At 68.8% G+C, this 23,795-nt stretch carries 21 protein-coding genes; 15 read left to right on the top strand and 6 right to left on the bottom strand.

Translation table 11 applies throughout. From position 1 onward, the window contains the following. The first annotated feature begins 155 nt into the window (after positions 1-155). From H7H34_RS18270 to H7H34_RS18250, 5 genes are all read left to right on the top strand, one after another. Positions 156-1,397: an aminotransferase class I/II-fold pyridoxal phosphate-dependent enzyme gene (locus H7H34_RS18270; RefSeq protein ID WP_120269535.1), complete on the top strand. Its 1,242-nt coding sequence runs from the start codon at positions 156-158 to the stop codon at positions 1,395-1,397. Positions 1,398-1,457: 60 nt separating this feature from the next. Beyond that, on the top strand, positions 1,458-2,135 hold the full coding sequence (locus H7H34_RS18265) for a DUF4833 domain-containing protein (RefSeq protein ID WP_185926046.1): 678 nt from the start codon (positions 1,458-1,460) through the stop codon (positions 2,133-2,135). A gap of 121 nt (positions 2,136-2,256) precedes the next feature. Next, a complete protein-coding gene (locus H7H34_RS18260) occupies positions 2,257-3,369 on the top strand; it encodes an inositol-3-phosphate synthase (protein ID WP_120269533.1) in 1,113 nt (370 codons plus the stop codon). Between the two features lie 2 nt (positions 3,370-3,371). Further along, positions 3,372-4,211 (top strand): SDR family oxidoreductase, encoded by an 840-nt coding sequence (locus H7H34_RS18255; protein WP_120269532.1) that lies wholly within the window; start codon positions 3,372-3,374, stop codon positions 4,209-4,211. An 11-nt stretch (positions 4,212-4,222) separates the two neighbouring features. Next, a complete protein-coding gene (locus H7H34_RS18250) occupies positions 4,223-5,008 on the top strand; it encodes a phosphatidate cytidylyltransferase (protein WP_185926045.1) in 786 nt (261 codons plus the stop codon). A gap of 7 nt (positions 5,009-5,015) precedes the next feature. Here the strand turns inward: H7H34_RS18250 and H7H34_RS18245 are convergent, their stop codons facing one another. Beyond that, positions 5,016-5,495 (bottom strand): phosphatidylglycerophosphatase A family protein, encoded by a 480-nt coding sequence (locus H7H34_RS18245; protein ID WP_120269530.1) that lies wholly within the window; start codon positions 5,493-5,495, stop codon positions 5,016-5,018. Between the two features lie 144 nt (positions 5,496-5,639). On the opposite strand from H7H34_RS18245, the gene H7H34_RS18240 reads away from it, so the two are divergent. After that, positions 5,640-6,863 (top strand): LptF/LptG family permease, encoded by a 1,224-nt coding sequence (locus H7H34_RS18240; protein WP_185926044.1) that lies wholly within the window; start codon positions 5,640-5,642, stop codon positions 6,861-6,863. A 3-nt stretch (positions 6,864-6,866) separates the two neighbouring features. Then, entirely contained in the window at positions 6,867-8,090 is a 1,224-nt protein-coding gene (locus tag H7H34_RS18235) for an LptF/LptG family permease (RefSeq protein WP_185926043.1), read from the top strand. An 81-nt stretch (positions 8,091-8,171) separates the two neighbouring features. Here the strand turns inward: H7H34_RS18235 and H7H34_RS18230 are convergent, their stop codons facing one another. Further along, entirely contained in the window at positions 8,172-8,927 is a 756-nt protein-coding gene (locus tag H7H34_RS18230; RefSeq protein WP_185926042.1) for a phosphocholine cytidylyltransferase family protein, read from the bottom strand. An 81-nt stretch (positions 8,928-9,008) separates the two neighbouring features. Here H7H34_RS18230 and H7H34_RS18225 point away from each other — a divergent pair, with 81 nt between their 5' ends. Together H7H34_RS18225 and H7H34_RS18220 are read left to right on the top strand one after the other, a co-directional pair. Then, the gene (locus H7H34_RS18225; RefSeq protein WP_185926041.1) at positions 9,009-9,791 is read left to right on the top strand and encodes a CDP-alcohol phosphatidyltransferase family protein; all 783 of its coding nucleotides are present in this window, start codon (positions 9,009-9,011) and stop codon (positions 9,789-9,791) included. After that, positions 9,788-10,906: a glycosyltransferase family 4 protein gene (locus H7H34_RS18220; RefSeq protein WP_185926040.1), complete on the top strand. Its 1,119-nt coding sequence runs from the start codon at positions 9,788-9,790 to the stop codon at positions 10,904-10,906. The genes H7H34_RS18225 and H7H34_RS18220 overlap by 4 nt, the downstream gene beginning before the upstream one ends. A gap of 4 nt (positions 10,907-10,910) precedes the next feature. Here H7H34_RS18220 and H7H34_RS18215 read toward each other — a convergent pair whose 3' ends face one another. Beyond that, a complete protein-coding gene (locus tag H7H34_RS18215; RefSeq protein WP_185926039.1) occupies positions 10,911-11,900 on the bottom strand; it encodes a stealth conserved region 3 domain-containing protein in 990 nt (329 codons plus the stop codon). 127 nt (positions 11,901-12,027) lie between these two features. Between H7H34_RS18215 and H7H34_RS18210 the strand changes: the two genes are divergently transcribed. Both H7H34_RS18210 and H7H34_RS18205 read left to right on the top strand, forming a co-directional pair. Continuing rightward, complete coding sequence (locus H7H34_RS18210; protein ID WP_185926038.1) at positions 12,028-13,623, top strand: xylulokinase; 1,596 nt, start codon at positions 12,028-12,030, stop codon at positions 13,621-13,623. A gap of 29 nt (positions 13,624-13,652) precedes the next feature. Continuing rightward, positions 13,653-14,282, top strand: a complete 630-nt coding sequence (locus tag H7H34_RS18205) for a CDP-alcohol phosphatidyltransferase family protein (protein ID WP_185926037.1) — start codon at positions 13,653-13,655, stop codon at positions 14,280-14,282. A 43-nt stretch (positions 14,283-14,325) separates the two neighbouring features. Here the strand turns inward: H7H34_RS18205 and H7H34_RS23665 are convergent, their stop codons facing one another. After that, a complete protein-coding gene (locus H7H34_RS23665; RefSeq protein WP_185926036.1) occupies positions 14,326-15,084 on the bottom strand; it encodes an FKBP-type peptidyl-prolyl cis-trans isomerase in 759 nt (252 codons plus the stop codon). 182 nt (positions 15,085-15,266) lie between these two features. Here H7H34_RS23665 and H7H34_RS18195 point away from each other — a divergent pair, with 182 nt between their 5' ends. The 4 genes from H7H34_RS18195 to H7H34_RS18180 all read left to right on the top strand — a co-directional run bounded on the left by H7H34_RS18195 (position 15,267) and on the right by H7H34_RS18180 (position 20,965). Continuing rightward, a complete protein-coding gene (locus tag H7H34_RS18195) occupies positions 15,267-16,094 on the top strand; it encodes a 2-keto-4-pentenoate hydratase (RefSeq protein ID WP_185926035.1) in 828 nt (275 codons plus the stop codon). A gap of 112 nt (positions 16,095-16,206) precedes the next feature. Next, positions 16,207-18,324: a 3-hydroxyacyl-CoA dehydrogenase NAD-binding domain-containing protein gene (locus H7H34_RS18190; protein WP_185926034.1), complete on the top strand. Its 2,118-nt coding sequence runs from the start codon at positions 16,207-16,209 to the stop codon at positions 18,322-18,324. A gap of 184 nt (positions 18,325-18,508) precedes the next feature. Next, entirely contained in the window at positions 18,509-19,597 is a 1,089-nt protein-coding gene (locus H7H34_RS18185) for a metal-dependent hydrolase (protein WP_185926033.1), read from the top strand. 129 nt (positions 19,598-19,726) lie between these two features. Then, complete coding sequence (locus tag H7H34_RS18180; RefSeq protein ID WP_120269517.1) at positions 19,727-20,965, top strand: MFS transporter; 1,239 nt, start codon at positions 19,727-19,729, stop codon at positions 20,963-20,965. A 16-nt stretch (positions 20,966-20,981) separates the two neighbouring features. On the opposite strand, the gene H7H34_RS18175 is transcribed toward H7H34_RS18180, so the two are convergent. After that, positions 20,982-21,746 carry a hypothetical protein gene (locus H7H34_RS18175; protein ID WP_185926032.1) on the bottom strand — a complete coding sequence of 255 codons (765 nt, stop codon included), beginning with the start codon at positions 21,744-21,746 and terminating at the stop codon, positions 20,982-20,984. A gap of 53 nt (positions 21,747-21,799) precedes the next feature. Then, positions 21,800-23,764 carry a CHASE2 domain-containing protein gene (locus H7H34_RS18170; RefSeq protein ID WP_185926031.1) on the bottom strand — a complete coding sequence of 655 codons (1,965 nt, stop codon included), beginning with the start codon at positions 23,762-23,764 and terminating at the stop codon, positions 21,800-21,802. Positions 23,765-23,795: the final 31 nt, after the last annotated feature.

Here is a 23,795-nt window from a genome sequence, read left to right as displayed (position 1 = left end):
CTCGACGATTGCCCGGATGGTTTTGGGAGCCGGGCTGCCATGTCCTGCAGGTCGCCTTCCCGGGCGCGCCGACTGTGCTGCAGGTGTCGGCTCCTAGTAAATTGAGACAGCTCGAACGGTCTTCGATCCTGGTTCGGGTTTGGGGGTAAGCAAGAATGAAGCCTGATCGGCCGAGCTTTTCCGTTGTCGCTGAGCGCCGCTTTCGTCTGGCCGGCAAGGCGATCATCGAGCAGCACAATCCGTATTTTCTTCCCGTCGACCAGCAGCGCGAGCTCTGCGAGCGCAACGGCATTCCCTTCGTCAGTTTCGCTCATTACGACTATCTCGGGCTGAGCAATCATCCGGACGTGATCGAGGCGGCGAGCACCGAGCTGCACCGGCTCGGCACCGGCGTCGGCGCCTCGCGCCTTGTCGGCGGCGAGCGGGCCGGCCACCGCGCCTTCGAGCGCGAGCTGGCGGATTTCCTCGGGGTCGGCGACGTGATGTCGCTGGTCAGCGGTTATCTGGTCAACGTCTCCTTGATCAACTTCCTGATGGGTCCGCGCGATCTCGTTCTGATCGACGAGCTGGCCCACAACTCGATCTTCGTCGGCGCCAAGAACGGCCGCTACGACCATCGGGTCTTCAACCACAATGATCTCGACGATCTGGAGCGCCAGCTCGAAGAAGTGCGCGGCCAGTATCGCAACGTGCTCATCGTCGTCGAAGGCCTCTACTCCATGGACGGCGACATTCCCGACCTGCCGCGGCTGGTCGAGATGAAGGAAGCCCATGACGCCTGGCTCCTCGTCGACGAGGCGCATTCCTACGGCGTGCTCGGCGCTACCGGTCGCGGCCTGTGCGAGCATTTCGACATCGACCCGCGGCGCATCGAGCTGACGGTCGGCACCCTGTCCAAGTCCTTCGTCTCCTCCGGCGGGTTCATCTGCGCCGAGCAGGGGGTCATCGACTGGCTGCGCTTCACCCTGCCGGGCTTCGTCTACAGCGTCGGCCTGTCGCCGGCGACGCTCGGCAGCGCCCATGGCGCGCTGACGCAGCTGAAGGCCGAACCGCAGCGCGTTACCCGGCTGCACGAGAACTCGCTCTACTTCCGCGATCGCGCCCGTTCGATGGGGCTGAACACCGGCCCGGCCATCGGCTGCGGCGTGGTGCCGATCCTGTTCTCCAGCCCGATGCAGACGATGATCGCCTCGCAGGCGCTGCTGGAGCAGGGCGTCTACGCCCCGCCGATCGTCCAGATCGGCGTGCCGAAGGACCAGCCGCGCATCCGCTTCTTCCTGTCGGCCGCCCATACGCACGAGCAGATGGACAAGGCCATCGCCATTGCCGCCGCGGTGGCGCATGGCGAGGGCTCGGCGCAGGCGGAGCTGCTGCAACAGGCCGTCGCCGGCGCCTGACGCCGGCCCGGCCGGAACAATCGGGGCACGGGGCGCGCACCGAGCGGAGTTGGCATCGCCATGACAGCTGACGAACGGGCCGGCATCCAGCCGGATCAACCGCGGACGACCCTTGCCGGGCGTTCGCTTCGCCTCCCGGGTCTCATTCTTGCCGCGCTTGTCGCCCTGTCGCCGGCGGCTCAGGCCATCGAGGGGACCCGCATCACACCGGGCAACGCGCAGAAGGCGCTCGGCTCCGTCGTCACGGAGGTCGCCAGCCTGCCGGTGGTGCGGCCGGAGTTTCCGGTGCCCAGCGACCCGGGCCAGGTCTTTTATCTTCAGCGCTCCAGCAACTCCAACACGGTGGTCTACGCCGCCCGCTTCACGCAGGACGGCAAGCTCGACCCGCGCGAGCCGCTCGTCGCCTATTGGCGCCGGTTCAACACGACCGGCGAGCAGCTGCCGCTGAAGATGATCGAGGACAGTTTCGCCTTCGGCGTGCGCTCGCGTGCCACCAGCGATCCGGACGTCTTCCGCATCCATATCGTGTCCTATTCCGAGCGGCCGGCGACCTTGCGGCTGGTCGAGCCCGGCCGGGCCGAGCTTCTGCTTCCCGTCGGCGGGCGCACCATGCGCATGGCCTATGCCTATGCCGATGTCGACGAGAGCGGGCTGATGCCGAGCGTGCGCGAGGTGCTGGTGATGGGGCACGACGCGGACACCGGCAAGCCGCTGGTCGAACGCATCGAGATCGAGTAACGCTTGCCGCGCCGGCCTTGCCGGCGGCAGGCATCAGGCGCGCGGACTTCCGCGCGCGACAGCATCCAGACGAGCGGACGGTCGGTACCGTCCGGGCAGGGTTCGGGGGTAACCAGACAGTATGAGCGCTTCTTCCGCGAAAACGATCCGCACCGCGATTGTCGGTGCCGGCAATTGCGCAAGCTCGCTGGTCCAGGGCGTGGCCTATTGCCGGGCGCTGGGCGAGGAGGCGGTGGGCGTGCCGTTCCCGGTGCTTGGCGGCTACCGGCCGGAAGACGTCGACATCGTGCTTGCCTTCGAGGTCGATGCGCGCAAGGTCGGACGCACCGTCGGCGAGGCGGCCGTTGCCCTGCCCAACTGCACCGAGATTTTCCACAAGGACCTGGGCGGCATGACCGCTCCGGTGCTGCGCGGCCCCGATCTCGACGGCGTCTCCGCCTTCATGCGCAACCAGGCGCCCGACCGCAGCTTCGTCGTCTCCAGCGCGCCGGCGCTCGACAAGGCCGGCATCGTCGCGGCCCTGCGCGAGGCGAAGGCCGACGTGATGATCAATTTCCTGCCCGTGGGCTCTGTCGAGGCGACGCAGTTCTACGCCGAATGCGCGCTGGAAGCCGGCTGCGCCTTCGTCAACGGCATTCCGGTCTTCATCGCCTCCGATCCGGTCTGGGCCGCCCGCTTCCGCGACGCCGGCGTGCCGATCGTCGGCGACGACTTCAAGGCGCAGTTCGGCGCGACGATCACTCACCGCGCGCTCGCCCGGCTGGCCGACATGCGCGGCGTCAAGGTCGACCGCACCTATCAGCTCAATGTCGGCGGCAACACCGACTTCCTCAACATGATGGACATGGACCGCCTCGCGATGAAGCGGGAGTCCAAGACCGAGGCCGTGCAGACCGCGATGAACGCGCGGCTCTCCGACAGCGAGATCCGCATCGGCCCGTCGGACTACGTGCCGTGGCTCAACGACCGCAAGGTCGCCTATGTCCGTCTCGAGGGTCGGCTGTTCGGCGGCGTGCGCACCCATGTCGAGATGCGGCTGGAAGTCGAGGATTCCCCCAACGCCGCGGCCATGGCGCTGATCGCCATCCGCTGCGCCAAGATCGCCGCCGACCGCGGCCTTGCCGGCCCGGTCGAGGATGCGAGCGCGTTCCTGTTCAAGCATCCGCCGCTGCAGATCGAGGATGCCGAGGGCTACGACCGTCTGCTCGCCTTCGCCAACGGCGAGGCGGCCTGACCATGGCGGCCGCCGCGACGGGGGCAGGACTGCTCGGCGCCGCCGGGCGTCCCGTCGCCCTGATCACCGGCGGCAGCAGCGGCATCGGCCGGGCCATGGCCCTGTCGCTGGCGCGCAAGGGCTTCGACCTTGCCCTCGTCTCGCGCGGGGCCGAGCGGCTCGAAGCCGCCCGCACCGAAATCGCCGCCACTGTTCCGCAGGCGCGCATCGCGGTGCGCACTGCGGATGTCGGCGATGCCGACCAGGCAAGCGAGGCCATCGCCGGCATCACCGCCGAGCTCGGCGTGCCGCGCTGGGCGGTGATGAATGCCGGCGTTGCCCGTCCGGGCCGCTTTCTCGAACAGCCGCTCGACGATCACCTCATGCAGATGCGCACCAATTATCTCGGCGCGCTGCATGTCGCCCATGCGCTCGCTCCGGCAATGGCCGATGCGGGCGGCGGGCGGATGGTCTTCGTCTCCTCGGGCGCAGCCTTTTTCGGCATCTACGGCTACGGCGCCTATGCGCCCTCGAAATTCGCCATGCGCGGCCTTGCCGAGGTCCTGCGGGTGGAGCTTGCCGACCGCAACATCTCGGTGACGCTCGCCTACCCGCCGGACACCGACACCCCGCAGCTCGTCGCCGAGAACGAGACCAAGCCGGCGGCCACCAAGGCGATCACCGCCGGCGGCGGCCTCTGGCAAGCCGAGCGGGTGGCGGAAAAGATCATTCTCGCCACCGAGAAGGGCCGCTTCACCGTGGCGCCCGGCCTGCAGATGCAGCTGCTCGCCCGCGGCCACAGCCTGCTGTCGCCCGCCCTGCGCCTGTGGCAGGCGCGCGTTGCCCGCTCGCACCGGGACTGAGCGCAGCTCTCATGATGGTCTCGTCCATGCCGGCCCTCGTTCCCCTCGACATCGCGGCGCTTGCCGTTCTTGTCTGCCTTGCCATCGGCGGCGTGCTGCTGGCGCTCGGCAGCCTCGTGCCGGCAACGGCGCCGCAGGCCCGCCCGCTCTGGCCCGTCTTCGGCACGGAGCTGGTGATCGTCGGCGGCGGGCTCGGGCCCTTCGTTGCCGGCGGGATCGTGCTCTCGCTGGCGCTCGCCGCACTGGCGACGCGCGTTGCCTACGAGGCGGTCAGCGTTGCCTGGCGGCGGCATGCAGACGCTGGAGGCCCGCACGGAACACTGCGCCTTGCCGGCGAGGTGCTGCTCTTTCCCGGCCTGCCGCTCGCCCTGTTCGTTGCCGCCGGGGTCGATCCGGCCAATGCCGGTGTGCTGGTGCTCGCCTTCCTGCTGGTCGAGACCTACGACAGCTACGCCCTGTTCGGCGGCAAGCTGTTCGGCCGGCATCCGGCCTTCCCCCGTCTCAGCCCGCGCAAGACCGTCGAGGGCCTTGCCATCGGCGCGGCGATGCTGGCGCTGACGGCAGCGATCGCCGGCCCCCTGCTGCTCGGCTGGTCGCTCGGCCTGTCGCTGGCGGCGGCGGCGGTCATTGCGGTTGCGGCCGTGGTCGGGGATCTCGCCGGCTCGCGGCTGAAGCGGGCGTCCGGCGTCAAGGATTACCCGCAGGTGCTGCCGCGCCAGGGCGGGCTGCTCGATATCGTCGATGCCTGGCTGATCGCGGGTCCCGCGCTGGTCGCCCTGCTACGCCTTGCGCCGTAACGCCCTGTCAGCCGGCGAGAAGCCAGGCGAGCGGGCACAGGACCAGGATCGCGTAGAGCGCGGCGGCTGCGTCGTCCAGCATGATGCCGGCGCCTCCCTTCACGTGGTCCTGGACCCAGTTGACCGGGAACGGCTTGAGGATGTCGAAGGCGCGAAAGGCGACGAAGCCGGCGATCCACCACAGCGGCTCGGCCGGCAGCGCCAGCACCACGGCGGCGGCGCCGAAGCTTTCGTCGATCACCACGATCTGCGGATCGTCGGTTCCGGTTGCGTCGGCAACGACCCCGGAGGCCCAGATGCCGACGAGCAGAAGCAGGGCAAGGCCGGCAAGCTGGATCGCGGCGGAGAAGGGGGCAAGGCCCGCCGCCATGACGAGGCCAACAGCCGCGCCCACCGTTCCCGGCCAGACCGGCGACAGGCCGGCGCCGAAGGACAGGGCAAGCACATGGCCGAGCCGCTGGCTCGGCTTATGGACAAGACGGGACATTGCGGCCGGCCTATGATGAGGATCGGAATCGGAACCGCCGGGCCAAGCGGCCACGGTCGCCGGGCCATAGCATGAATTGCGACGAGGAGCGATGCAGGGCGACATGCGGAACGGGGCGATCTGCCGGACGGAGTGCGGGGTAAGGTGAGACCGCTTGCCTCTCTCGCCGCGCGGTCCCTGTTCGCGCGCGTGCTCGGCCGGGTGGTGCTCGTCGTCGCCATCATCGAGGTCGTGTTCCTCGCCGAGAAGCTGACCGGCATCCTGGAGGAGGTTCTGGGCAACGGCGGCAACCTGCTCTACGCGCTCGCGGTTCTCGGCCTCACCTCGCCGGAGATCTTCGACTTCGCGCTGGCGCTGGCCTGCGTCATCGGCGGCTATTTCGCCTTCGTCGCCGCGCGCGAGGAGCGCGAACTCGTCGCCCTGTCGGCGGCCGGCGTCTCCTGGGGCCTGCCGGTGCGCGTCGCGCTGTCCCTCGGCGCGCTCGCCTTTCTCGCCAGCCTCGCGGTTTCCGGCGTCATCGACCCGCTGGCGCGCAACGCCACCCGCACCGTGATCTTCCAGCTGAAGAGCGAGCTGCTGTTTTCCCGCATCACCGGGCCGAGCGAGGGCACCCTGGTCGAGACCATTCGCGGGCGGACCTTCGCGGCCCTGTCCGACACCTCCGTCGCCCCGCCGCACGAAAGCCTCTTCGTGCATCAGCCCGGCGAGGCGGGCCGCTGGCGCGTCACCCAGGCCGCCGACTGGAAGCTGGCCGGGCCGGACGAGGAGGGCAATTACAGCCTCGGGCTCGGCCGGGTGATCGCCTACGATTTCGTCCGGGTGGAGACGCGCGAGGGCGCCGGCATGCTGCGCCAGGGGCGCGGGCCGAACCTCTTTGCCGTCGGCCGGCCGGACGTCGCCAACATTCCCGCGCTCCCCCAGGTCAAGGTCGAGAACGTGTCGCTGCCGGTCAGCCTCGACAACATCCTCAATCATGCCCTGCGCAGCGATGTCGCCGAAGAATGGACCGTGTTCGAGGCGTTGAGCGAGGGCCAGGCCGCCGGCGAGACCGGCCGCGAGGCGCTGAAGATCGCCGGCGAGCGCCTGTCGCGGGCGATTGCCGTCTTCGTCGCGCCGCTGCTGGCGCTGCTCGCCTGCGTCTTCGCCGGGCGCGGCGTCTTCGGCTTCCTGTCGCTGCCCGTTGCCTGCGGCGCGTTGCTCGCCTTCGACATCGTCTTGCGCGGTGCTCTCGGCCGGCTGGCGGCGGACCAGCCGCAGGCGCTGGCGATGGTCGGCCTTGCCGCTGCCCTGCTGGTGCTGCTGGTCGCACTCGCCGGCATTCGCGCCCGCGCCGCCGTGCTGCTGCGTCCCGTCAGTTCGCGGGCCTGATCGATGCGCGCGCCGGGCTCCACCCTTTCGCTTTTCGCTGCCGGCGGTCTGCCGCTTGCCCGGCGGCGCACGCCCGTCTTCGGGCTGATCGGCCGGCGGATCCTGGCGACGCACCTCAAGGCGGCGGCGCTGGTCATGACCATGTTCCTGATCGTCGCCTTCGCCATCGACCTGGCGCAGACGCTCGACGGGGTGCTGGCGCGGGCCGACGAGCTGGGGCGCTCCCGCGCCCTTCTGGTCGCGACCTATCTCGGCTACCGCGCCGTCGACATCGCCACGCGGCTGTTTCCGGTCGCCTGCTTCATCGGCGTCTTCGCGGCCGAGCTGATGCGGCTGTTCAACCGGGAGACGACGGTGATCGCCGCGGCCGGCTGGTCGCCGCGCCAGACGCTCTTGGTGGTCTGTCTCTTCGCAGCGGTCACCGGCGCGCTGCAGTTTTCGCTGGAGCGCTGGTGGCGGCCGGCGGCGGTCTTTGCCCAGGCCGAGCTGCAGCTCGGCGGCTACGGCCGGCGCTTCGCCGACGGCGATCTCGGCGAGCCGAGCTGGTTCGTCGTCAACGGCGCGGTGCTGAAGGCGCGGGTGATCCGCAGCGCCGCGCCGGAGCTCGCCGATGTCGAGCTCTATCGCGGGGTGGTCGCCGGCGACCTTCGCGACGTGATCGTCGCGCGCCACGGCGTGCCGGCCGACCGGCCCGGCTTCTGGCGCTTCACCGATGTCGACCTGTGGGCGCGGCTGCCCGGCGAGGACCAGTCGCGCAGCGACGGCGCGCCGCCCGCCTACGCCCAGACCTCGCTCTATCTCATCAGCCAGTATCCGAGCCTGGAGCTGCAGCTCGATATCGTGCCCGAGGCGCTCTCCTATTACGACATCGCCGCCTTCTACCTGCCGCAGGCCCCGCTCGAGGTGCTGGCCCGCGACAGCAACCCGCTGAAGGGGCCGGATGTCGACGCGGCGCTGTGGCGGCGCTGGGCGGCGTTCTTCCTTCCCGGCGCCTACGCGCTGCTCGGCGCGAGCCTTGCTCCGGTGGCGGGGGCAGGGCGCGTCGTCGCACCGCTGCGTATCCTCGTTCTGGCGCTTGCGGGATATCTCGCCCTGGTCGCGACCAAGGTCTCCTGGGCGATGGGCGAGATCGGCGTCCTGTCCGGCTTCACCAGCAGCTGGCTGTCGATTGTCCTGGCGCTCGTCGGGGTGCTCGTGGCGCAGCGGATGCTGTCGCGGCCGCATTGAGCGGTTTGCGCAGGCCGTCTCGAAATTTCGCGATTTCGAGACGGAATTTTGCAAAATCCGTCTCAAAATTTCGGGCGGGGATCAGCCCTTCCGGCGCGCCGCCTCGATGCGGGGATAGACCTGTTCGGCGGCCCGGGCGAGCATCGCCTCGTTGTCGACCTCGGCCCAGGCGAGATCGTCGATCCGCGGCACGATGACCGGCTGGCTCTGCGCCAGTTCGACGACGCCGCTCTCGTAGTCGGCCATCGGGTCGAGCGCGATCATCTGCGGCCCGATTTCCTGCATCCGCGCCACCGCCTCGCCCGTCAGGTAGGTCAGGCCGACCAGTTCGCCATAGGGTGCGTCATGCCAGCGGTCGACCAGCTTGGACATGTCGCGCAGGCAGGGCCGTCCCTCCCGGTCGTCGATCCACACATGCACCTCGTCGCCCGCCCCGGTCTTGCCGGAGGTGAGCAGCGCCGGCGTCTGCGGCTCGGCGATGGCGGCTGCAACCGCGCGCGGTTCGAACACCAGATCGGACTCAAGGACAAGGCACGGGCCGTCCAGCCCGTCCAGCCCCACCATCAGGCTCTGCAGCGAGCCCTTGGTGGTGAAGTTGTCGTTGTGCCGCAGGTCGAGCGAGGGCCGGCGACCTGCCGCCAGCTCGCGGTAATGCTCGGCAAGATGGCCCGTGACGACGCGGATATCCGTGATGCCGTGCATCGCCAGCGTGTCGATCGCATCTTCCAGGAAACTCTGGGGCCCAAGCGAGATCAGGCCCTTGGGGGTCATGCGGCCGCGCTCGCCCATTCGCACGCCGCGTCCGGCAGCCAGGAAAACAGCTTTGATAGTGGGCATGGATCAACCGGAATGTGATAAAGGCGATCCACTAATAGGGGAGCGCCGGGCCGCGGGCAATAGCCGGCTGGGGGAGGGCCGATGGCGCAGGCAGGCAGGGACTATCTGGACATCATGCAGCCGGATCTGACGTTTCGTACCCTCTGGCGCAGCTATCGGCGCGAGAGGTTCCGCAGCGAGCTCGTCAGCGACTGGGCGGTGGCGGTGCTGTACCGCCTGCCCAGCCTGTGGCTGGTCGCGCGTCTGGCGCCGACGGGGATTTCGCCGACGGCGGTGACGCTCGCCGCCTTTCCGCTGGCGCTGGCGATGCCGCTCGCGGCCTTGCTGCTGCCGCTCGGGTTTGCCGCCCTCGCCACCGTGCTACTTGCGGTCGCCTTCCAGATCCTCGATTGCGTCGACGGCGGGCTGGCACGGGCCACGGGCCGCAGCTCCTCGAAGGGCGCGGCGCTCGATTTCGTCATCGACATGGCGCAGTGGGGCCTCTTCTACACCAGCATCGGCATCGTCGCCGACCGGATGGCCGGGACAGGCGAGGGCACGGGCCTGTTCTGGACCGTCGTGGCGGTCGCGGCGGCATGGCTGCGCCTCTATGCAAGGGTGGTGCGGGACGCGCGTCCTGCCTCTGCCGCCCCGGATACGCCAGCTGCGACAGCTCCTGTCGAGCCGGCGGGCCAAGGGGGATTGGTCGTCCTTGCCGAGCGCGCAGTAGCGGGGATGAGCGGTGCCCTGCCGATCTTTTTTGGAATCGCGGCTCTCGCAGGCGCCGTGCCGGCGATGGTGATCTTCGTTCTGCTCTATGCCCTGCTCGATGTCGGAGATGCGGTGTGGACAAGTTTCCGCAACTGGCCGGGCGAAGCTGCATGAGGATCGTCCAGATCCTCCCTTACGCGATGGCCCGGCCCGGCGGCGTCCAGTCGCATGTGCGCGACCTTTCGCAGTGGCTGCGGGGCGAGGGGCACGAGGTGCGCATCGTCGCGCCGCCGACGTCGGACGGAATTTGCGCAGTCGGAACAGAGTGTTGCGGAAAGTCGCGGATGGTGTCGATGTTCGGCACCCGCTTCGAGGTGAGCTATGCCTTGCGGGCCGAGCGGCGCCGGCTCATCGCCGACCTGCGCGAGTGGGGCGCCGATCTCGTCCATCTGCACACGCCCTGGACGCCTTTCGTCGCCTGGCAGGTCTGGCGGGAGCTGGGCCTGCCGACGGTGACGACCTTCCATGCAACGCTTCCGGCGGCGGATGCCTCCGGCCTCGCCGCGCGGGTGCTGCGTCTCACCGCCCGCCACTTCCTCTCGCACTCGCGGATCGTCGTCGTTCCCTCGCCGACACCGCTGCCGCATCTGGGCGCGGCCGCACGCGATGCGCGGGTGGAGGTTGTGCCGCCCTCGGTCGACCTTGCACCCTGGCGTCAGGCACGAAAGATAAAGCAAAATCAATGCTTTGAAATCGTCTTTCTGGGCCGGTTCGAGGCGCGCAAGGGTCTCGATGTGCTGCTGGCCGCGTGGCCGCAGATCGCCTCGGCACTGCCGGAGGCCCGTCTCACCATTGCCGGTGGCGGGGAGTTGCGGCCGCTCGTCGAGCAGGCGCTTGTCCTCCCTCACGGTGAGCGTATCCGTCTTGTCGACCGGCCGGACGACATCACCGCCCGCACCCTGGTCGGGGGGGCGGATATCTTTGCCGCGCCTGCCCCTTACGGCGAGAGCTTCGGCCTTGTGCTGGTCGAGGCGATGGCGGCGGGCGCCCTGCCGGTCGCGGCGGCGAATGACGGCTATGCCAGCGTCATGAACGGGGAGGGCGCGGAGCTCCTGGTGCCACCGGGCGATGCCGGCGCGCTGGCGCAGCGCATCGTCTCCCTTGCCGGGGACAGGCCTGCCCGCGATCGCCTAACCGCCTTTGCCGATGCCCGCGCGCAAGACGCCGACATTCGCGGCACGGGTCCCGTCTTTGCAAGGCTTTACCGCGAGGCGCTGGGACTCTCGTGAGCCCCTATCCCCGCTTCTCGAAGCGGGAGGGGACGGGGAACCAGCGCTCCAACGTGCGGCGCATATGGGCGACGACGCGCGGGTTCGGCTCTGTGCCGAAGCTGTCGTTCAGCGTCACCGCCAGCGGTTTTGCCCATTCCAGATAGCGAAGCTGCGCGAAGGTCCAGGGCAGGAAGTTTTCCAGCGAGGCATAGCCCATCACGCGCCGGGTCTCGGCCGGGGAGAGCGCGACCGCGCGGCCGCTTTCCGCGGCGAAGTGCGGGTAGAGGTATTCCGGCGGGACGTTATGGCCGGCGCGGAAGCGGCTTGCCCGCGTCGCCTCGATCACCTCGCCAAATTCCTCGCACATTTCCTCGAAAAGCGCGGCGTCGATCAGCTGCGGTCCGTGGGCGAGATAGCGCCGCCGTCCGGGGCCGAAACGGCGTTCCAGCAAGCGGTTGGCATTGGCCATGGCCAGGTTCCAGGGGCTTGCGCGCTCCGGGTCGAGGCCTGCCAGCACCGGAGAGGCCTTCCCTGTCAGGAACGCTTTCGCCCGCCCGTCCGGTCCGCGGAAATCGGCCAGCTTCAGCGGGGAAAAGGCGAGCATATCGTCTTCGAAGTAGAGGAAAGTCCTCGACAGGCCCGGCAGCTTCGCCAGATGGCTGACGATGGCGAAGGAGTTGAAGGTCGGCAGGATCTCCGGCGCCATGATGTCATCGTGATGTACCACCACGAGGTCGGGGTGATCCGTGTCCAGCCAGGCGGGGATCTGCGGCCGGCAGCTCAGCAGGTAGATCTTGCGAGCGAAGGGGACATGTGCGTCGAGCGAGCGCAGCGAGTAGCGCAAAAGCTCGAGATTGTCGCGGGTGCGGTTGGGATTGCTGTCATGCGCGGTGCCCGCATGAGTGGCCAGCAGCTCGCGATAGCCGGGGAAACTGTCGTCCACCCAGGTGTAGACGATGTCGACCGTCTCGCCCTTGTCCTCGGCCTGTCCCCGCCCCGTTGCTGCGATCATCCGGCCCTCGAGGCACGCGGTTGCGGGAGCGCACTGCGCGCGTTTCCCGGTTCTCATTTGGTCGCGAACTCTATAAACCCGATGCCGGCGAAGGGGCAATTCCCCGCATGAGGCTTGGGGCAGACAGGTGATCGGCGACAACGCAGCAGGGGGAAAAGGTTCGGGCTCCAATGAGCGCGGCCTGATCATTTCCGCCGATTTCGGCACCTCGGGCGTCAAGATCGCGGCGCTGGACCGCAGCCTTTCCGCCATTGCGACGGCAACGCGTCGCTACCCCTTGAGCCTTCCCGGGCCTGACCGCGCCGAGCAGCAGCCCGAGGATTGGTGGTCGGCGCTGCGCGAGGGGATCGCCGATCTTGCCGCGCAGATCCCCGATCTATCCGCGCGCGCCTCGGCCCTCGTCTTCTGCGCCCAGATGTGCGGCGTCATTCCGGTCGAGCAATCGGGGCGTCCCTTGCGCCCGGCCATCGTCTGGCTGGACAAGCGGGCAGGCTCTCTGTCGCGCGCCATGAACGGGGGATTTCCCTCGCTCGCCGGCTACCGGCTCGACAAGTTGTACACATGGACGCGCATCGCCAACGGCGCTCCCTCGCACAACGGCATGGACCCTCCGGCCAAGATGCTCTGGCTGAAACAGCACGAGCCGGAGGTGTGGGATGCGGCCGCCCGGCTGCTCGACGTCAAGGACTGGCTTTTGCACCGGGCGACGGGGCGTTTCGTCACCACGGCGGACAGCGCCAATCTGACCTGGATGATGGATACGCGGCCCGGCCGGGAAGGGTGGTCGCCCTATCTCGCCGGCCGGCTCGGCATTCCTCTCGACCGGCTGCCGGAGATCGTCGACGGGACTTATACCGTCGGCGGCCTGTTGCCGCAGGCGGGGACAGAGCTCGGCCTTGCCGCCGGCCTGCCGGTGATCGCCGGGGCGGGCGACGTGGTGGCAACCGCCATCGGCTCGGGCGCGACCGGAGACGGGGAACTGCACGCCTATGCCGGCACCAGCGCCTGGCTCAGCGGCTTTTTCCCCTCCAGAAGGATCGATATTTTCCACTCTTATGCCACGATATCCTCCAGCGTGAACTATCGGCCGCTGTTGATCGCGACGCAGGAGAGCGCGGGGTCCGCCTTCGCCTGGGCCGCCCGGCTGTTCGGCGGCGGGGAGAGCGGCGCGGCGCGCGACGACGATGCCTCGCTCGAGGCGCTCTATGCCGGCATCGGCCCCTTGCGCGACAGCGATCCGCTCTTCGTGCCCTGGCTTGCCGGCGAGCGCGTGCCGGTCGATGACGACCGCTTACGCGGTGTTTTTACGGGGCTTTCCGTCAGCCACGACCGCAATGCGCTGCTGCGCTCGGTGCTGGAGGGCGTTGCGCTGAACATGCGCTGGGCGCTCAGCAAGGTGACGCGGCAGAAGGGGCTGAAGGCCGGCCTGCCGCTGCCTTTGGTCGGCGGCGGCGCGGTCAACCCGCATTTCGCGCAGATGCTGGCCGATGCCTTGAAGCTGCAGGTCGTGGTGCGCCAGCCGCGCCTTGCCGGCGTGCGCGGGGCGGGCGCCATCGCCGCGGCCGGTCTCGGCTGGTATCCGAGCGTCGAGGCGGCCGCCGCGACCCTCACCCAGGGCGAGGCGCTGACTTACGACCCGCAGGGCGAAGGCATGGCGCGGGCCGACCGGCGGGCGGCGCTGCTCGACCGGCACCGGCCGAAGCTGATCTCGCTTTATCGCTGATTTTTCTTGGAAAAAATGGAACCGCGCCAATGATCGACGGCTTGTTCAAGCGCCATATCGACCCGCTCTGGGAGAGCATGGCGACCCCGCTGGTGCGCATGGGGATGACGCCGAACCAGGTCACGGCGACGGGGCTCGTCCTGATCTGCCTGACCTCCGCGCTCTACCTGTGGCACGGCAATCCGGCGATCTTCGGACTGACGCTGGCCTTTGCCTTCGCGTTCGATGCGCTGGACGGGGCGGTGGCGCGGCGCCGGTCGATGTGCACCAAGTCCGGCGGCTATTTCGATGCGATGGTGGACCGCTACCAGGAGCTGGCGGTGCTGGCCGCCCTTGCGGCGGTCAACGACCTTTGGGCCTTGGCGCTGCTGGCCTTTTCCGGCGGTGTGCTGACCAGCTACGCCAAGGCGCGCACGGCCATCGAGATCCCGATCCGCAACGAGGCGTGGCCGGACTTCTTCGAACGGCTGGAGCGGATCATCTTCCTGAGCGCTATGCTGCTGGTTGCCGGGGGGCTGTCGCTTGCCGGGATCGCGCCGGCTTCGACGATTGCCGTCGGGCTCGGCATCTATGCGCTGCTGGCGCATCTGACGTCGGTGCAGCGAATGCGTCGGGCTGTCGCCCTGTTGCGGGCGGCGGATGGTGCGGGAAAAGACTGAATTAAAACGATAATCCGGAAATTCGGGGCGGCTCCGGCGGAGCTCAGCAGAGCCAGCAGATTTCGGGCATTTTCGCGTCGGTGACCGGATTGCCCGCGGTGATCCAGCCGACCATGCCCTGGCCGACGCTGTCGATGGCGGTATAGCCGGCCCGCTCGCTGAGGAACCGCGCCAGAACCTCCGAGCGGTTGCCGCTCCGGCAGACGAAGACGATCCGGTCCTCCTTTCCGGCGACAGCTGCCAGCTCGTCCATGAAGCCGGGGTTCACCTTGCCTTCGCGGTCGAAGAAGGTGATGAGGCGGGCGCCGTCGATGACGCCCGTCTCCTTCCATTCGTCGGGTCGGCGGATGTCGACCAGCACCGCACCGGATGCCAGCCGCTCCTTCAGCTGCGAGTTGTCGAGCGTGCCGAAATTGGCCTTGGAAACGCGCAGCAGCTCCACCTCGAAGCGCAGGGTCGAGTTGGGCGGAATGACGCCGCCGGCACCGCGCGCGCCATAGCCGAGCTCCGGCGGAATGATCAGTTCGCGCTTGCCGCCGACGCGCATGCCTTCGACGCCCTGGTCCCAGCCGCGGATGACGCGGCTTGCGCCGAGCGGAAAGGAGAAGGGTTCGCCGCGGTCGAGGCTCGAATCGAACTTGGTGCCGTCCATCAGCCAGCCGGTGTAGTGCACGGTCACGGTGGCGCCGGGCACGGCTTCCTCGCCGGTGCCGGTAACGAGATCGCGGATCTGGAGTTCTTCCGCATGCGCTGCAAGGGTCAGCGGCAGCAGCAGGATGAATGCCTGGAGAAGTCGCAGCATGAGGGGGCCTTTCGCTGGCGGTTCCGGGGTCTGGCGAAAGCTGGTTTCGCCGCCGCGAAGATAGCGCGGGGACAGCCATGCGGAAAGGCGAGCGGTTCGCGAGCCGACGAGGCCACTTGCCACAGGGGCGGAGCGCGGCCATCGTGTCGCGCGACCAACGAGGATAACCGGGAGGAACGGCCTTGCAGATTTCGGATGGCGACAGGCACCACGCGGCAGCGCTCTTGAAGATCGCCGGCGAGGCAGGCTCCTGCGCACCGATCACCGACGGGGATAACGCCTTCGGCTTAGCGCGCGCCTATCGGGTCTCGGCGGAGATCCGCGCGGCCCGCATCGCCCGCGGCGAAACCCCGCGCGGCTGGAAGATCGGCTTCACCAACCGGACCATCTGGGACGAGTACGACGTGCACGCGCCGATCTGGGGGCCGGTCTACGACACGACGCTGGCCGCGGTGCCGGCGCAAGGGGCGGCCGAAACATCCATCGGCCATCTGGTCGAGCCGAGAATCGAGCCGGAAATCGTCTTCCGGATCGCCTCGCCGCTGCAGGCGGGCCTTTCGGAGGCGCAGTTGCTGGAGCGGATCGACGGGGTGGCGCTCGGCTTCGAGATCGTCCAGTCGATCTATCCGGACTGGCGGTTCCAGGCGGCCGATACGGTCGCCGCCTTCGCCCTGCACGGCCTGCTGCGGCACCGCCCCTTTGCGCCCGTCACAGCAGTGAACCGGGCCGAGTGGTTGGAACGGCTCTCCTCCTTCACGCTGGATCTTCATCGCAACGGTGAGCTCATCGACAGCGGCCGCGCGGAGAACGTGCTCGGCGGGCCGCTGAGCGCGCTCAAGGCTATGGTCGACGGGCTGCCTGCTACCGCGCTGGCGAGCACGGTCTCCACTGGGGAAGTCGTGACGACGGGGACGCTGACGCGGGCCTTTCCGGTGGCGCCCGGCGAGACCTGGGAGACGCGCGTTGCCGGGCTGTCGCTTGCCGACATGGCGATCTCGTTCACCCGTTAGGGCGCGGGCGGAGCCGTTCGCGCGGAGATATTTTAGGATTGAAACAGTTGGGCCGCTCCCTAAACTGCGGCCCAAATGCGCCGGCTGAAAAGGGACGCCGGACCCTCGCCACATGCCAAGGAGTTGCCCTGTGACCGATCCCGTACGCTATTCCGTTCAGGACGGCATTGCCGTGATCGCGGTCGACAATCCGCCGGTCAATGCCCTGTCGCAGGCGGTGCGCGCGGGCCTTGCAAAGGCCATCGCCCGGCTCGCCGGAGACGATCAGGCGCGCGCCGGCGTGATCTACGGCACTGGCCGCACCTTCATCGCCGGCGCGGACATCCGCGAGTTCGGCAAGCCGATGGCCGAGCCCTTCCTGCCGGACGTGATCGCGGCCATCGAGGCGTGCGAGAAGCCGGTGGTGGCCGCATTGCACGGCACAGCGCTCGGAGGCGGGCTCGAGGTGGCGCTCGGCTGCCACGCCCGCGTGGCGCTGGCCTCGGCCAAGGTCGGCCTGCCGGAAGTCACGCTCGGCATTCTGCCCGGCGCGGGCGGGACGCAGCGCCTGCCGCGAATTGCGGGCGCGGCCGCCGCACTCGACCTGATCACCAGCGGGCGCCATGTGGCCGCGGTGGAGGCCCTGAAGCTCGGCATCGTCGATGCGGTCGTCGACGGGGACGACCCGCTGGCCGCCGGCCTTGCCCATGCTCGTCGTCTTGCCGATGGCGAGGCGACCGGCCGGCGCTCGGGCGAGATCGATCCGGGAGCCAAGGACGAGGCGCTGTTCGCGGATTGGCGGGCTAAGACGAAAAAGTCGGCGCGCGGGCAGATCTCGCCGCTGGTGGCCATCGATGCCATCGAGGCGGCCTACGACCTGCCGTTCAATGAGGGAATGGCGCGCGAGCGGGAGCTCTTCAAGGAGCTGATGGCCTCCGACCAGCGGGCCGGCCTGATCCATGCCTTCTTCGCCGAGCGGGCGGTTGCCAAGATCCCGGAAGCGGAGGCGGCGAGCCCGCGCGAGGTCGCTTCGATCGGTGTGATCGGCGGCGGCACGATGGGGTCCGGCATTGCGGTTGCTGCGCTGAATGCCGGCCTGCCCGTGACGCTGGTGGAGCGCGACGAGGCGAGCGCGGAGCGCGCCCGCGGCATCGTTTCCAAGCTGCTCGACGACGGCGTGCGGCGCGGCAAGCTGAGCGAGGCACGGCGGGACCAGATCCTGTCGCGCGACTTTTCCACCGCGACGGACTACTCGGCGCTCGCCGAGACCGATCTCGTGATCGAGGCGGTGTTCGAGGACATGGACGTCAAGAAGGACGTGTTCAGGCGGCTCGACGGGATCGCCAAGGCAGGGGCGATCCTTGCCACCAACACGTCCTATCTCGACGTCAACGAGATCGCAGCGGCGACCTCGCGGCCGCAGGACGTGATCGGCTTCCACTTCTTCTCGCCCGCCCATGTCATGCGCCTGCTCGAAGTGGTGGTCGCGGACAAGACCGCGGCGGATGTGGTCGCCACCGGCTTTGCGCTGGCCAAGAAGCTGCGCAAGGTGGCTGTGCGCGCCGGCGTGTGCGACGGCTTCATCGGCAACCGGCTGCTAAACACCTATCGCAAGGCCGCCGACTACATGGTCGAGGACGGGGCGAGCCCCTACCAGATCGACGCGGCGCTGGTCGCTTTCGGCTTCCCGATGGGCCCCTTCGCCGTCAGCGATCTTGCCGGCCTCGACATCGCCTGGGCCGGGCGCAAGCGGCGGGCGGCGACGCGCGATCCGCGCGAGCGCACGGTGGGGATCGCCGACCGCATCTGCGAGCGCGGCTGGTTCGGCCAGAAGACCGGCCGGGGATACTATCTCTACGAGCCCGGCGCCCGGCGCGGCAGCCCGGATCCGGAGGTCGAGGCGATCATCGCGGCCGAGCGCGAGGCCAAGGGCATCGTGCCGCGCAGCTTTACCGACGAGGAGATCGTCTCGCGCTACATGGCGGCGATGATCAACGAGGCGGCGAAGATCGTCGAGGAAGGCATTGCGCTGCGCCCGCTCGATGTCGATGTGACGATGCTGGCCGGCTACGGCTTCCCGCGCTGGCGCGGCGGGCCGATGCAATATGCCGACAGGCTCGGTCTCGACACGGTGCTCGCCGAACTGCGCCGCCTCGGGGCGGAAGACGCGTTCTTCTGGGAACCGGCGCCGCTGCTGGTCCGCCTTGCGGAAGAGGGAAAGACCTTTGCCTCGCTGAACGAGCGCGATTGAACGACACCGTACGGCCCTCGTCGGTGCTTGCGTGCGGTCTTTGAAAGGCGTTCGCACTGGCGGCAGATGTCCTCGGACCCTATGTGAGGGCGCAACGCGATTACGCCCGAATGTCACGAGGCGGGCGCGGCGGAGATAAGCTCCGCCGCGCCGCTTTCGTACCTGCCCTGGACAAGACCCGCCGATGGATTCCCTGACCCAGTTCGTGCTCGGTGCCGCCGTCTCGACCGCCTTCCTCGGCAAGACCCTCGGCCCGCGCCGGGCGGCGCTGGTCGGCGGCGTGCTCGGCACGTTGCCGGATCTCGATGTCCTGCTGCCCTTCGCCGATCCGGTCGACAGTTTCGTCCTGCATCGCGGGGCGACGCATTCGCTGTTCATCCAGGCGTTGGCGGCGCCGGTCTTCGGCGAGGTTCTGGTCAGGCTGTTCCGTTCGCTGCGCGAGCGACGCCTGCTCGTCTGGCTGACGGTCTATCTCTGCTTCGCCACCCACGCGCTGATCGACGCGATGACGGTCTACGGGACGCGGCTGTTCTGGCCGATCTTTCCGGATCCGGTAGGCGTCGGCTCCGTCTTCATCATCGATCCGCTCTATACCCTGCCGCTGCTCGCGGTCGCGGTCTGGGCGCTGGCCCGGGGCGAATGGTCGCCGCGCTTTTCACGGGCGAACGCCGCCGCATTGGTGCTCAGCACGGCCTATATGGCGCTGACGGTCGGACTGCAGGCGCATATGGAAGCCCGCGCCAGCCGCATCTTCGCGGAAGCCGGGATCGCGCCGCAGCGGGTCTTCGCGATCGCTGCTCCCTTCAACACGGTGGTGTGGAAGGTGATCGGCATGGAGGATGAGCGCTATCACAATCTCTACCTGTCGCTGCTCGACGCCGACAGCCCTCCGACGATCTACACCCACGACCGGGGCGGCAGGTTCGCCGAGTGCCTTGCGGCCAATCCCGCCTATGCCAAGCTCGACTGGTTCAGCCGTGGCTATCTGCGGATCGAGGAACTGGGGAACCGCCTCGTCGTCTCGGATCTGCGGATGGGGCTTACGCCGGCCTACGTGTTCCGTTTCGCGATCGCCGAGCGGGACGAGGGCCGATACGCACCCATCGTGCCCGAGCGGGACATGTCCCACCGGCGCTCCAGCGAGGGCGATGGCGATTGGCTGCTGGCGCGGCTTTGGGGCCGGCCGTTCCTGCGCCCGGCCGAGGCGCAGGCCGCCGAAACGGCGCTCGCGGAGAACGAGGCTGCCGAACCTCGCCAGGCCCGCGCCTGCTAACGACTTCGCGCCGCTACGTCACTCTGGCGGTGCCGCCGATTGACATTGAAAGACCCCGCGGAGGGTAGTAACCGGTTGAAAAAGCCTGCATGCGGGAGACATGCGGGCAACCGGGAGGACGCTCACGCCATGCAGGGAAGCGGGACACACGACACGGGCGGTGTCGACAGCGGCTATGCCTGGGCACGGCTGGGGCTTTCCATGTTCCTCGCCACCATCGGCGGGGCGGGCATGTGGTCCGTGGTGGTGGTGTTGCCGGCGGTGGAGCGCGAGTTTGGCGTCGACCGGGCGGATGCCTCGCTGCCCTACACGGCGACAATGATCGGCTTCGCGCTCGGCAATCTGTTCATCGGCCGTTTCGTCGATCGCCTCGGCGTCATGGTGCCGCTGGCGCTGGCCTCCGTGCTGCTCGGCTCAGGCTTCCTGCTGGCCTCGCAGGCCAGTTCGATCTGGATTTTCACCGTTCTGCAGGGGGCGATGATCGGCTTCGGTTCGGCGGCGACCTTCGGTCCGCTGCTCGCCGACGTCTCGCACTGGTTCGCCAAACGGCGCGGCCTCGCCGTCTCCGCAACCGCGTCGGGCAACTATTTCGCCGGGGCGATCTGGCCGCTGGTGCTGCAGGCGGCGATGTCCGAATACGGCTGGCGTGGGGCCTATATTCTGGCAGGCTGCGTCTGTCTTGCCGTGCTGGTGCCGATGGCCTTCCTGCTGCGCCGGCCGGCGCCGCACATGGCGGCCGGGGCGAGGCACGTGGAGCCGCCGCCGCCGGTGCGCACGACACCGCTGTCGCCCGGCGCCCTGCAGTTCCTGCTGATCCTTGCCGGGCTCGGCTGCTGTGTCGCCATGTCGATGCCGCAGGTGCATATCGTCGCCTATTGCGTCGATCTCGGCTACGGGGTGGCGCGCGGGGCGGAGATGCTTTCCCTGATGCTGGCCGGAGGCATCGCCAGCCGGCTGATTTCCGGCGTGCTGGCCGACAAGATCGGCGGGCTGCCGACGCTGCTGATCGGGGCGGTGCTGCAGTGCCTCGCGCTGTTCCTCTACATCCCCTATGACGGGCTTGCCTCGCTCTACATGGTGTCGCTGATCTTCGGCCTGTCGCAGGGCGGCATCGTGTCCAGCTATGCCATCGTGGTGCGCGAATACCTGCCGGCCCGCGAGGCCGGACGCCGCGTCGGTGCGGTGATCACCGCAACCATCGTCGGCATGGCGCTGGGCGGCTGGATGTCGGGCTGGATCTATGACCTTACGGCATCCTACCAGGCGGCGTTCCTGAACGGCATCGGCTGGAACATGGTCAACATCGCGGTGATCGTGCTGATCCTGGTGAAGAGCGGACGGCCGCGCCGGTTGACCGCGGCGGCCTGAACCGGCGCTCGTCGGTTCAGTCTACGGTCTCGCCGGCATGCAGGCGCGCGATCAGGGCGAGCGCCTGCCGGCGGCAGTCCCGCTCCGCCAGCCAGGCGAGCAACTGTCCTGCGGGAGCCCCGTCAAGCGCCTGCGGCATCACCGAAAGCTCGAAATCCCTCAGCTCTCCGCCAACGGAGACGACCATGCGGCCGTCTTCCATCGCCATCCCCTCGGGAAGGGCAAGCCGGTTCTCGCCTTCCTTCCAGGTGATGCCGTCGTGTCGGCCGGCAGCGCTTCTGGCCGAGACGGTCTGGGTCTCGTCCGCCTGCTTGCGCCAGAGCGTCAATTCGCCCGTGCGTATGCATCTGGGGCCGGAACTGTCGGTGCTGAGGTCCCAAACGCCGGGAGGTGGGGGGATGTCGCCGGCGCCGGCGCGTGCGGCGCCAAGCACGGTGGAGCTGGCTTCGGCAGAGCCGACGAGCCGCTTCAGCGCGTTCCAGCCGGTGGAGGGGGCATCGCCGCCGCCCGTCCCGCCTGGCGGCGGTACGGTGCCGGAATACAGGCCTTCCAGCGCGACCATGCGGCCGCTGCGCTCAATGAGAGTCAGCTTGGCGCCTTCGGGAAGATCGATCTGCTGGTCGTCGGCGATCTCTGTCCCGGCGGCATAGTTGCCGGGCGCGCCGCTGGCGGCGATGACGACATAGTCGGCCTGTGCTGCGGCCGGGCTGAGGCCGGCGAGCAGGCCGAAGCCGAGGCAAAGAGCGGTCTGGCGCATGGCAGTCCCGGGTCTCGTGTCCATCCAGTCCTCGCGCCGGCAACCTTTGCGGTGGCGCGCGGATCTTCTCGTCTGCCTCATTTACCCTCGAGAACCAATGTGGTCCCGGTTTCGCCGGCCTGCAAGCGGCGAAGGTGCAGAAGCGCCAAGGGATCGTCGGGTCGCAGCCGCAACGAGGCCTCGAAAAGGCTCGCTGCGTCGGCATTGCCCGCGCGCATCGCGGCAAAGGCCGAGCGATAGGCGGATTGCCAGGCCGGGTCCCGTTGGCGGGCTGCAAGAGGCTCGAAACAGGGCAGGGGAGTGGTGCGGCCCTTGAGGACGAGATCGGCCGCCGGTCTGCATTGGCTCGGTGGGCAGTGGGCGGCAACCGTCTCGCTCATCAGGATGCGGGTGCCGAGAAACCGGTTGGCCCCCTCCAGCCGCGCCGCCGTGTTCACCGTGTCGCCGATGCCCGTGTAGTCGAAGAAGCGGCTACCGCCGAAATTGCCGATGACGGCTTCGCCTGCATGCAGGCCGATGCGGGTCGCGCCGAGATGGATGCCGCGTCCGGCAACCTTCATCCGGTAGCCTTGCGCGAAATCGTCGAGAGCAAGGGCAAGGGCGACGGCATGGGCTTCCTGCTCCGGATCTTCGTCGGGCGCGCCGAAAAAGCCGACGACGGCATCGCCGATGATCTTGTCGATCGTTGCCCCGTGTTCGGTCATCAGCCGGCACATCTCGTCGAGATACGGGTTGAGGATGTCGGTCAGGGCGGAGGGCTCAAGGTGCTCCGACAGGCTGGTGAAGCCCTCCAGATCGGTGAAGAGATAGGTGACCTTCCGCTTCTCGCCGCCGAGTTCCAGCGCCAGCCGCCCGCTGGCGATGCGCTCCACCACCGGGGGACTGACATAGCGCGAGAAGGCAAGGCGCAGGAACGCCCGCTCCGAGCGCTCCGTCTGCCATCGTCGCCAGGAGAGCACGCCGGCGGTCGCAAGGGCCGCAAGGGGAGGGGCGACGAGCGGCGGCAGCCAGGTGCCGCTGGCGACCAGCCAGGCGGCAAGGGCGAAATAGGCGACAAGGCCGAGGGCCAGCAGCAAGACCAGCCGGCGCGGGGGGAAGGGCAGAGACAGCGCCAGGGCGGCAAGGCCGGCAAGCGCCAGCGTCGCCGCGATCCGCAGCCAGGGCGGCGAGGCGGGGAGCGAGAGCCCGGCAAGACGCTGGGCAAGGATGTGCGCATGGATCAGCACGCCGGGAATGGTGCCGGCGGCGCTGCCCTGGCCGGCGACCATCGGTGTCGGATGCCGGTCGATGGTCGGCAGGTCCGTGCCGATGAGGACGATCTTGCCGGCGAACCACGCGTCGGGGAGCAACGGTATGAGGTGGGCAGGGTAGAGCGGGAACGGGCCGGGCGCACCGTTCTGCAGTGTCTGCGCGCCATTGCCGTAAAGGATGCGGGACCGCGTGTCTCCCGTGCTCTCATCAGCCGTTGCGCCGGCTGCCTCGATCAGGGCCTGCGTGAAGGTGCGTGTCGTCTTGCCGTCCTCGACCCGTGCCAGCGGCAGGTGGCGAACCACGCCGTCGATCTCGTCGCGCGGCAGGGCGATCAGCCCGTGCCCGCGGCTGGCGACGTTCTTTGCAGCAAAAGCGGCCTGCCGGTCGGTCAGCCCGTCAGCGGAGGTGGCATAGGCGAGCACGACCGGCAGCGAGGCCTCGTCGATAGCGGAGAACAGGGCCTTGTCCTTGTGCGGAAGGCTCGGCTGATCGAGCAGGACGTCGATGCCGACGGCGGCGGCCCCGGCCTTGTCCAGACGTTTCACCAGATTGGCCAGGAACTCGCGGTCGATGGGGGAGCGGTAGGGGAAGGTGGCAAGCGTGTCCTCGGTCACGACGGCGACCACGATTTCGGACAGGGTCTCGGGCGGCGGCGAGGGCGCGAAGGAAACCGCGATGTCGCCCGCAAGCGGGTCGAGCCGGGAGGCGGCCACAAGCGCGACCAAAGAGGCAAGCAGAACGGCCGCGATCTCCAGCTGCCATCCGCTACGACGTGTCGGCCGCGTCGTCACCAGCCTCTCCCCCGGCCGGGGCCGCAGGGCC

It is taken from the genome of Stappia sp. 28M-7 (genome assembly GCF_014252955.1).
In the GTDB taxonomy this organism is placed as follows: Bacteria; Pseudomonadota; Alphaproteobacteria; order Rhizobiales; family Stappiaceae; genus Stappia.
This window is presented reverse-complemented; position numbering and strand designations above follow the sequence as displayed.